This is a genomic window from Clostridiales bacterium (assembly GCA_012512255.1).
Lineage (GTDB): Bacteria > Bacillota > Clostridia > Christensenellales > DUVY01 > DUVY01.
Genome location: JAAZDJ010000021.1, coordinates 1 through 1,759 on the forward strand (window position 1 = coordinate 1; position 1,759 = coordinate 1,759).

Annotated in this window: 2 protein-coding genes; both read left to right on the forward strand. The window is 34.8% G+C overall.

Going from position 1 to position 1,759, the window contains the following annotated elements:
- The first annotated feature begins 177 nt into the window (after positions 1-177).
- Positions 178-1,569 carry an O-antigen ligase family protein gene (locus GX756_00940; GenBank protein NLC16434.1) on the forward strand — a complete coding sequence of 464 codons (1,392 nt, stop codon included), beginning with the start codon at positions 178-180 and terminating at the stop codon, positions 1,567-1,569.
- Positions 1,544-1,759: a hypothetical protein gene (locus GX756_00945; GenBank protein NLC16435.1), complete on the forward strand. Its 216-nt coding sequence runs from the start codon at positions 1,544-1,546 to the stop codon at positions 1,757-1,759. Before GX756_00940 ends, GX756_00945 begins: the two co-directional genes overlap by 26 nt.

Here is a 1,759-nt window from a genome sequence, read left to right on the forward strand (position 1 = left end):
CTCCAACTCTTAATAACTTATTAAAAAACAATAAATTAATTATACCAATTTAAAAAAAATATTACAATACAAATGCTTGGATTTTTAAATAAAATTTTCATATTATACAAGATATAAAAAAGCTGTTTTTTTAAAACCCGTTGTGATATAATTTAATAAAAATTATAGGTTAATTTGATGAAGCTGTGCGATTTATCCCAAACCCGATTTTCTCAAAGCGTAAAAAAGTTTGCGGAGAGTATGTTTTTTCCTTTGACTGTAACGCTTGTCTGTTATATTTCATGGGCTTTTTCGCTTGTGTTTTTGGGCTTGGGCGTTATGACCGCGTTTTTTATCATATTAATGGTAACGCAAAAAAACTCTATTTATTCCCTGCCTATTTTTTTATTGGCCTTTTATATGATACCTGACTTTAAGGAATCGTATTATTATACGGCAATTTACTTAGGCTTAGGCATAATGGCCGTTATATATAATATTTTGATTTATAAGACAAAGCTCAAAAAAGGCGACTTTTTTTATCCCTTACTCGCCGTCTTTTTCTCGGCTTTAATCGGCGGAATTGTTTATACGACTATGACTTACGGTTTTGGGGAATACCTAAAAGATGTCGCCTTTGTTCTTTTGTTGGCCTTGTCTTTTGCAGGCGGCTATCTTTTTTTTGATAACACTATGTCTTTGGATAACATTGATTACAAAAAGTATATATCCAAAATCTTTTTGTGCGTCGCGATATTGGTTATCGCGCAAATGGTTGCTTACTATTTAAGAGTAAATAATATCTTATTGGCTATAACCCACAAAACGCTGTTTATAGGCTGGGGCAATACCAATACCGTGGCGACCGTACTGATGATGGCCATACCTTTTATATTATATCTTGCTGCTTGCTATCGTTACGGCGCGTTTTTCTTGGTGTTTGCGTTCTCGGCATACGCGGCTATATGGATAACGCAATCCCGCGGCTGTATTATCATATCCACGCCAATGCTGTTGTTTTACCTCATATATTTGATAATAAAAACAAAAAACGCCAATAGGTATTTAATCGCCGCCAATGCGATTTTTTGCGCGCTGTGCGCCGCTGTCCTTATTATTGTTTTTAAAGACGAGTTTCTTGAGTTGTTTGGCAAAATGTTTCTAAAAGGCTTTGACGACAGCGGCAGGTTTGAGTTATACGACGAAGCTTGGGAATTATTCAAAAAGCATTTTATTTTTGGCTCGGGATTTTTCTATAAAACCGATCAAATAAGAAGTTTTATGTATATGTTCCACAGCACGCCCTTGCAGATTTTCGCCAATTTAGGCGTTGTAGGCATTATCGCCTTTGCGTATTTTTATTATTATAAATATAAAATATTAATTAAAGGCTTGCCCAGCGCTTTCGGGATGGCTATTATGATGTCTATTGCGTCTTTGGAACTGTATGGATTGATTGATGTTACTTTGGTAATTTATTATTTAGCGATTTCAACGCTATTGTTGCTAACTGTCGCCCAAAAGAACGCGCAAATGATAGAAATCAAAAACACGAGGGAAGAAAATGATCCAAATAATAAAAATAATTGACAATGTCTCGCTTATAATGACCATTGTCTTATTGGTTTTGAGTTTCCATTTTTTTGTTTATTTTTTTGTCGCGGTCTTTCTACCGCCCAAAAAATTTAAAAAATCGTCCGAGTTTTTTAGATATGGCGTAATAATCCCCGCGCGAAACGAGCAAAAAGTAATAGCCCAATTAATTGACAGCATCAAGTAA

What these genes read in the sequence shown, in the direction of transcription:
- GX756_00945 (NLC16435.1), top strand. Translation starts at nt 1,544, where the DNA reads ATGATCCAAATAATAAAAATAATTGACAATGTCTCGCTTATAATGACC.
- GX756_00940 (NLC16434.1), top strand. Translation starts at nt 178, where the DNA reads ATGAAGCTGTGCGATTTATCCCAAACCCGATTTTCTCAAAGCGTAAAA.